This window comes from Moorena sp. SIO2C4 (assembly GCF_010672485.1).
Taxonomy (GTDB): Bacteria; Cyanobacteriota; Cyanobacteriia; order Cyanobacteriales; family Coleofasciculaceae; genus Moorena; species Moorena producens.
The window spans coordinates 1-7,714 of sequence record NZ_JAAHGN010000276.1; the positions used below are offsets into that span (position 1 = coordinate 1).

General features: G+C 41.4%; 6 protein-coding genes and 1 pseudogene. 3 read left to right on the plus strand and 4 right to left on the minus strand.

Annotated elements, in window-relative coordinates:
- Window positions 1-147: 147 nt before the first annotated feature.
- On the plus strand, window positions 148-1,587 hold the full coding sequence (locus tag F6K20_RS15980) for a serine/threonine-protein kinase (RefSeq protein WP_287295285.1): 1,440 nt from the start codon (window positions 148-150) through the stop codon (window positions 1,585-1,587).
- 387 nt (window positions 1,588-1,974) lie between these two features.
- On the opposite strand, the gene F6K20_RS15985 is transcribed toward F6K20_RS15980, so the two are convergent.
- The 3 genes from F6K20_RS15985 to F6K20_RS15995 form a co-directional block, all read right to left on the minus strand.
- Window positions 1,975-2,349 carry a tetratricopeptide repeat protein gene (locus F6K20_RS15985; protein WP_287249278.1) on the minus strand — a complete coding sequence of 125 codons (375 nt, stop codon included), beginning with the start codon at window positions 2,347-2,349 and terminating at the stop codon, window positions 1,975-1,977.
- A gap of 9 nt (window positions 2,350-2,358) precedes the next feature.
- Complete coding sequence (locus F6K20_RS15990) at window positions 2,359-3,036, minus strand: tetratricopeptide repeat protein (RefSeq protein ID WP_287295287.1); 678 nt, start codon at window positions 3,034-3,036, stop codon at window positions 2,359-2,361.
- Between the two features lie 498 nt (window positions 3,037-3,534).
- Window positions 3,535-3,768: a hypothetical protein gene (locus F6K20_RS15995; protein WP_287265753.1), complete on the minus strand. Its 234-nt coding sequence runs from the start codon at window positions 3,766-3,768 to the stop codon at window positions 3,535-3,537.
- 294 nt (window positions 3,769-4,062) lie between these two features.
- On the opposite strand from F6K20_RS15995, the pseudogene F6K20_RS40680 reads away from it, so the two are divergent.
- Window positions 4,063-5,017 (plus strand): annotated as a pseudogene (locus F6K20_RS40680) (Rpn family recombination-promoting nuclease/putative transposase).
- Window positions 5,018-5,301: 284 nt separating this feature from the next.
- Here the strand turns inward: F6K20_RS40680 and F6K20_RS16005 are convergent.
- A complete protein-coding gene (locus tag F6K20_RS16005; protein ID WP_008181729.1) occupies window positions 5,302-6,810 on the minus strand; it encodes an aromatic ring-hydroxylating dioxygenase subunit alpha in 1,509 nt (502 codons plus the stop codon).
- Between the two features lie 240 nt (window positions 6,811-7,050).
- On the opposite strand from F6K20_RS16005, the gene F6K20_RS16010 reads away from it, so the two are divergent.
- Window positions 7,051-7,299 carry a type II toxin-antitoxin system Phd/YefM family antitoxin gene (locus tag F6K20_RS16010; RefSeq protein WP_008181728.1) on the plus strand — a complete coding sequence of 83 codons (249 nt, stop codon included), beginning with the start codon at window positions 7,051-7,053 and terminating at the stop codon, window positions 7,297-7,299.
- The last annotated feature ends 415 nt before the right edge of the window (window positions 7,300-7,714 follow it).

Genomic DNA, 7,714 nt, shown 5'->3' on the forward strand with positions numbered 1-7,714 from the left:
AAACTTCCTTCTGCAAAAAATCCTCGTATTTCTTTCCTACTCCTTCCGATTCCCGATTCCCGATTCCCGATTCCTGATTCCCGATTCCCGATTCCCTGCTCCCTGCTCCCTCTTCCCTAAACTATAAATCATCAATTGGCGGCTATTATGTCTAATACCTTAAAACCTGGAGCAATTATCAAAGACCGCTATACAATCTTAGGCGATTTAGGTCAAGGAACTTTTGGACGTACCTATCTCGCTGAAGATGCTAATCGCTATCAAGAGCGTTGTGTACTCAAAGAATTTGCTCCCCAACTTCAAAACAACTATGAATTACAAAAAGCTCAAGAATTATTTGAGCGAGAAGCTGGGATGCTATACCAGCTCAGACATAACCAAATTCCTTGTTTTCGAGAGTTACTTAGAACCAGTATTGGTCGTAAAAATTATCTCTTTTTAGTACAAGACTATGTGGAAGGGTTAACCTATCACCAGCTTTTAGTCCAGGGTCAAAAGTTTAGGGAAGCAGATGTGATTAAACTGCTCCAAGACATCTTGCCAGTTTTAGATTATATCCACTCTAAGCAGATCATTCATCGGGATATTTCTCCGGATAATCTGATTAAACGGAATTCTGACAATAAGCCAGTATTAATTGACTTTGGTTGTGTCAAAGAAATGGTAACCACTGCCATTGTCCAATCAACCGGATACGTGATTGGCACTCAAGTGGGAAAGCGGGGTTACTCCCCAGATGAACAGTTACGATATGGCAAAGCTGATGCCACTAGCGACCTTTACGCTTTAGCGGTAACTGCTTTAGTATTGCTAACCGGTAAACAGCCTCTAGACTTTTATGATAGTTATCACGCCACCTGGCTTTGGCAAGAGATAACCATTAGCCCCAGCTTCAAATCGGTCTTGGCTAAAATGCTGGCTAATCTTCCTAAAGAACGGTATCAGTCAGCCCAAGATGTCAGTGAAGCCCTAGAAACCGTAATTCCCCAGCCGGTAAGTAGCCAGCAGCCAACTAAGCTACCAAATAATCTACCAAATCAACAACCAACTAAGCTACCAAATAAACAACCAAATAAACAACCAAATAAACAACCAAATACACTATTTACCCAGATCGCTACCTTAGTGGCTGCTCCTGGTCAAACTATTAAAACAACGTTCACTGCTGTGCTCAATCGCAAACAGCAATCCACTAACCGTGAACTAAGGTTTTTTGGTATTTCTATGTCCATTTCTTTATTAGTAGTGTTTGGAACGGTAGCAGTAGCTAGAGGAGGGTTTCCTACACCAAAATTCCCGAAGATATCCTGGCAATTGCCCTCTATACCATCATTGCCCTCTAAATCATCTGTGAGTAACACCGAGCAGCAACGGCAAAAGCAAATCTATCAGCGTTGCCTAGATTTGAAGATTGAACCAGGGACTTTTTATCAGAAAGTTGATCAATTTTTTTATAGTACATATCCCCAATTAAAGGGAAAGACTCTTTCCGATAAACAAGATGATGTTCAATTCCGGCAAGCTTGGTATCAAATTGCTGAAGAGTTACTGGATAATTTGGAACAAGAGGCTTTTTTGAGTAATTAAGCTGTTAAGCATTTAGATTGGGATACCTAAATTGCTCAAAGGGAACTTCGGATCAGCGGATCTGGGAACGGGGAAAAACCAATTTAAATGCGCATTAGCTTAGATGTTTTGGGGAGAGGGTGGATTGTGTGGGTTTTCTGGGAGCAGAGGGTGTTGGAAAACTATTGCATTGTCGCAATTTAAAGCCAGAACCGATGAGGGTAATGGGAATTATGGGATTTATAAAGGGTATGAGTGGTTAAAAACTATTGCATTGTCGCAATTTAAAGCCAGAACCGATGGCAGTAATGGGAGGAGAGCAGAGGGTGCTGGAAAACTATTGGATTGTCGAAATATATATCAGTTTCCTGCCTGAATCAGTAGTCTAGCAATATAAGGTTGAACGTTTTACCAATCTTCGGGAAAGTCGTCATGGAAGTATATTTCTGAAGCATTTTTATAGGATGCGATCGCATTTTCCTGATTTTCTGTAGTATCTCCTAGTATTCTCTTACGGTAGGCATTACCTAGGTTATATTGAGTCATTGCCCAATCATAGGGCAAGTCTTTTTTGGTATAAACTTCCAAAGTTAGTTGGTATGCAGCAATAGCAAGTTCGATATTCTCAGCCTTGTCCTGGGGGATTTTTTCAAAGTAGGCTGTGCCCAGGTGATTTTGAGTCATTGCCCACTCAATGGCTAAGTCTGATTTATGGTAAACTGACAAGGCTCGTTGGTATGCTTCAATAGCAAGTTCTATATTCTGAGCCCTGTCGTGGCGCATTCTGTTACTTTAGGCAGCACCCAGGTTGTTTTGATTTCTTGTCCACTGGATAGGGAAGTCTGATTTGGTGTGAACTGACAAAGCTAGTTCGTATGCTTCAATCGCAAGTTCTAGATTCTCAATCTTGTCACCACAGATTCTTTCACGGTAGGCAATGCCCAAGTTGTTTTGAGTCATTGCCCACTCGATGGGTAAGTCTTGTTTGGTGTAAACTGACAAGGCTAGTTGGTATGCTTCAATGGCTTTTTCTAGATTCTCAGCCCTGTTGTGGCCGATTCTTTGACAGTAGGCATTGCCCAGGTTGGTTTGAATAGCTGCCCAAATTTCCCGGTTACTCTCACGGGTAAAAACTGTTAGCAGCTGTTCGTAACCAGCCATAGCGATTTCTATGTTATTGGCTTTATTGCCCAGTGGAAAATTCTTGATCAGGTTGCTGAAGTTGCCAATATTTCTAGCAATGCGTTCTGCTGTTTCTGGTTCCGCTTCTGAGAATTTAGCACTAGCCCAGGCTTGAAGGGTATGGATAAAGTTATCATCGAGTTTGTCTAGGTTGGCTTGCAGGAGTGGGTAGACGACTTTGGGGTCGCCATTGCTGTGAGCGATCGCTAGCAATACCTCCATCAAGAATTGGCGATAGTCTTGGGATGAGGGATTAGCTGAGGTAGGGGTTTCTGAGATTTCGTCCATTGTTAGTCGTTTTTTGTTGATCACAAAAAAAGCAAGTCCTTCAAAAGCACCAGGGGGGCTGCCTTAGATCAAGTCAGGTTGAATACCCATCATCAAGAAGATTGATGGAGAGATGGGGCAGATTGTGATTAAGGGTAATTATCAGGACATTATCTGACTACATATATAAAAATGCCTGCTCAGGATATATACCAATAAATCAATAAAAAAAAATCGGTCAAGTTCTGGTTAACCCCAAGTGTTGACCGATTTATATTATGTAAGCTTCCACAAGTACAGCTGAGCTGCACTCAAATCTAAATCACTGTCTTGATGCAGTCGCTCATGGGGGGAACCCCCAAGACCGCGCTGCATCGCTACTGATCAACTATCGAATTAGTCAGCAACTACTCGAAAGTAACTACATACCAACTCATCCTTCATCCTGATATATACCCCTCCACAAAACAATTTTTACCATTCCTGGTCGCCAGGGCGACGCCCTGGCAATTTACTATCCTAGTCTAGGTATAAGTATCGAATCAAAAAAGTCGTAACCTGACCAGATTTTCCGGTAGGCTCGAAAGCGCTCCACTCGTCGGGATAGGCGTATTTAAGGGAATAGATAGCATTAATTGTTTTGCGAACTTGTTTAGGAGAACCGACCAAGATGTGCTTGACTTTTTTAGGTTTACGACCTGGGTTTTCAGGGTTAGTATTTTCATCGGAGTTAGGCGGAAGGTTGTGATTCATCAGTAGTAATTCCTTAAAACTGCTTACCTTATTAATATATACATAAATTAATTTAATGTCAAGGGATTTAGGAATTTTTTTTTATTAATAAATTGAAAATGGCTATAATAATAAATAGGTAATAAATAATAGTAAATAATCAAAATTATAGTGTTTATCGCAGTTATGATGATAGTCTTATTTGACGTTGATCACCTGTCTTGATGCAGCGCATTCCTATTCCCTAAAACCCATTACTCTGTACCTCACCTAATTTAAAATCGCTATAAATAAACCTAGTAAAGGTATAAAACCATGAGATTCATCAGTCCCAAAACTGACTTTGCTTTCAAGAAAATCTTTGGCTCAGATCAGAGTAAGGATATTTTGATTTCCTTTCTCAATGCTATGATATACTCCGGTAATTCCGTCATCCAGGATTTAGAAATTATTGATCCCTATAGCGCCGGAGATGTAGTGGATTTAAAAGACACTTATTTAGATGTTAAGGCAGTATTAGAGGATGGAACGACTGTCATCATCGAGATCCAACTCTGGAATGTGGAAGCTTTCAAGAAGCGAGTGGTTTATAACTTGTGCAAAACCTATGGAAATCAACTGCAATTGGGACAGGGATATTTCGATTTAAATCCAGTCATTGTCTTGATGCAGTCGCTCATGGGGGAAACCCCCAAGACCGCGCTGCATCGCTGCTTTAACTATCACGGATTTTAAGTTATTCCCTTCCAGCGAGAAAGTAATTAGCTGTTTTTACTTTCAAGAGGAAGAAGACCACTTGCCTTATCAGGAGAACGAGTTAAAGCTGGTGTTTGTGGAACTTCCAAAATTTACTAAGCAACTGGAAGATTTAGAAAGTGTGATCGATAAGTGGATATATTTTATTAAAGAAGCGCCCAACTTAGAAATTATTCCTGACAACTTCAGGGAAATACCACAGCTGGAAAAAGCGTTAACTATAGCGAATCAAGCGGGGTTGAGTGTGTCAGAAGTGGAAAAACTCCGCAAACAGGAGATGGTCTTGGAAGACTCGCGAGGTGCATTGAGTTTCGCGAAAAGGCAAGGACGAGAAGAAGGGGAAAGCAATTTACTCTTGCGACTGCTTGAGAGCCGCTTTGGCAAACTAACGATTAATGCCATCGCATTAATCGAAGCCTTGACCAACGAAGATCTAAACCGTTTATCAGAAGCCATCTGGGATTTTCAGACCAGTGAGGACTTACTCAACTGGCTGCAAGAGCACTCTAATTAAAAGTCTCAATTTTTAATAAAATTAATCCTATGGTGGGCAGTGGTTGATAGCAATTGAAAAACTGATCATCTCGAAGCTAAGCACTGCCCACCCTACATCTACATCTACTGGGCTGGTGGGCAGTGCTCAATACCAATTCAAAACCTGATCTACGCTAAGCTCAGCACTGCCCACCCTACATCTACATCTACTGGGCTGGTGGGCAGTGCTCAATACCAATTCAAAACCTGATCTAGGCTAAGCTCAGCACTGCCCACCCTACATCAACTACATTTATAACTTATTTAATCATTCTTGGAATGGTCAAATTCATAAACGTAAAACAGCCGACTTAACCTTTTAAATGAGTAGCCTATGGTTACTAAAAGAATTGCTCCCGCGATCCCTACCCAAAATCCAGTTGGAGGTATCACTTTAAAGGGAGATATAGTCACGGCATCTGCAGTCATTGCCATCTTAAATGCTACAGCTCGGGCATCCATAACTATTCCAATCAATAAACATAGCGCCGCCGCTCCATAACTGATTAGCGTAGCACGATTGATGTTGGTCAGAGCCTTTTGACAAACAACACAATCTTTAGTATGAGTTGACCACACATCGAAAAGCTGCTTTTTATCTAACTCAGCATTGGGAAGTTGGTCATTTATACCTGAATCCCAAGGGATTGTGCCTCCTGCTCTCTTTTTAAACCACTGACGAAAGGTGATTACCATTTTGTCTTGAGGATTCGGAGTATAAACTGCATCGAGCCAGTCTTGCTGTTGTCGTCGAGCCAAGATTTTTTCTTGGTAGTGAAGGAATACTAAGTCTTGATGCAAAAATACTGAAGCCAAGACATGACCCAACCAAATTGGCATTGGTAAGGCAAAAAATCCTAATCCTTCTGGTGTTTTTCCGGCTTCATTCTTGACCAAGACTTGACAACCAATATGACGACACCAGCCAGGACGAGTCGGAATGGCATATAAGGCTAAGATTAATTTTCCCCCATCGTTATAGCTGGTAACAATTCTCATATGACAGGGAGGTTGAAAGTCATGAACTGCTTCGGCTACTGTCTCAACGGTGGGGTTAATAGCAAAGGAAAATCCTTCTTGAGTGGATATCTCCCTAAGACAAGGCATATCATAATACTTGGCATCTTCATAACGACTACCCATAATACCGTGATGGGAAACCGGTACGTGAGCGGGATCAGCAACATTTTCCATGAAAAAGTCCCAGCCATAGGGCAAGTCGCGAATATTCCAAAATAGCTTAACTACTCGATCGGAATCTGATTCTAGCTCGGGAATTAAACGGGGTTTTCTCAACTGACTTTCCTGTTGAGCTTTGCTTCCCGATTCTGGCCATACCCACAGTAAACCTTGGTTTTGCTGAGTTGGATAGGCAACAGCACAGGATTTAGGATTCGAGCAGTTTTTAACTTCAGTCTCCTGGTCTTGGGATTGAGGAATACTGACACAATTTCCTTCAGCATCAAAACGCCAAGCGTGATAAGCACACAATAACGTTCCATCAGGCTCGACACGTCCTTCAGAAAGAGGAGCTAATCGATGGGGACAAAAATCTTCAAAACAACGCCATTGATCAGACCCATCCCGCCATAACACTAGCTCTTTACCGAGTAACTGTATTTTGTGAGGACGAGATGGCGCGAGGAATTCAACAACGGCTACTGGATACCACTGCTTTGTCCATTGGAATGTTTCTTCTTGTTTGAGGTGAACTTTTTTATTTGACTTATCAAGACTGTTGTTCAATTTAGTTGAATTGGCTTTAATAGTCATAAGCAAAGGGAACAGGGAATAGGGAATAGGGAATAGGGAATAGGGATGCGCTGCATCAAGACAGGGAATCAACCTCAAAGAAGACTGTACCTCATAAATGCGAGAAACACTACATACCAATTAAAAAGCTGACAATCTCGAAGGTAAGCACTGCCCACCCTACATCAAATGCTGCTATTGACTATTTTAGCTAAAATGGCTATATTAGACTTAATATCTAGTATTGTTACCTAAAAAGTCATGAAAACCCTTGGAGCATCTGAGGCAAAAAACCGTTTTGGTGAACTGTTGGATTTAGCTCGAAGAGAGCCAGTAAAAATTACTAAAAAAGGGCGTAATGTTGCTGTTGTTATTTCTATAGAAGAATTTGAAAGGTTCTTAGAGTTAGAAGAGGAACTTATAGCTATTAAAGCTAAACAAGCACAACAAGAAGGATTTATTGGGCTGTCAGAAAGTGAGGAGCTGTTGGAGGATATTATGAATGCTTAGGCTTAAAGGGAGCAGGGAGCAGGGAGCAGGGAGCAGGGAGAAGAAAATTGAAATTTAAGGTACTTCATCACGTATGATAAACGCGCTAAGTTACCAAGTTCAAGAATAAATTATAGAAATATTACTGATTGCTACCCCACCGCAGCACTCAAACGCGATCGCACTCAATTTTCAAGAACATAAATCCTAGGGTTGCCAGTGCTCGAAACCGATCGGATTAGCTTGTCATCGGGGTAAAACACGCGATCGCACTAAATTTTCAAGAAGATTAAGCGTAGGGTGGGCAGTGCTCGAAACCGATCAGATTAGCTTGTCATCGGGGGAAAACACTGCCCACCAAAAGTAAATTATTAGGAAAGAATAGTAGGGTGGGCAGTGCTCGAAACCGATTAGATTAGCTTGTCATCGGGGGAAA

Bases quoted from the DNA above. Each gene is read 5' to 3' on its own strand.
- F6K20_RS16010 (WP_008181728.1), top strand. From the start codon at position 7,051: ATGAAAACCCTTGGAGCATCTGAGGCAAAAAACCGTTTTGGTGAACTG.
- F6K20_RS15990 (WP_287295287.1), bottom strand. From the start codon at position 3,036: ATGGACGAAATCTCAGAAACCCCTACCTCAGCTAATCCCTCATCCCAA.
- F6K20_RS15980 (WP_287295285.1), top strand. From the start codon at position 148: ATGTCTAATACCTTAAAACCTGGAGCAATTATCAAAGACCGCTATACA.
- F6K20_RS15995 (WP_287265753.1), bottom strand. From the start codon at position 3,768: ATGAATCACAACCTTCCGCCTAACTCCGATGAAAATACTAACCCTGAA.
- F6K20_RS16005 (WP_008181729.1), bottom strand. From the start codon at position 6,810: ATGACTATTAAAGCCAATTCAACTAAATTGAACAACAGTCTTGATAAG.
- F6K20_RS15985 (WP_287249278.1), bottom strand. From the start codon at position 2,349: ATGCGCCACGACAGGGCTCAGAATATAGAACTTGCTATTGAAGCATAC.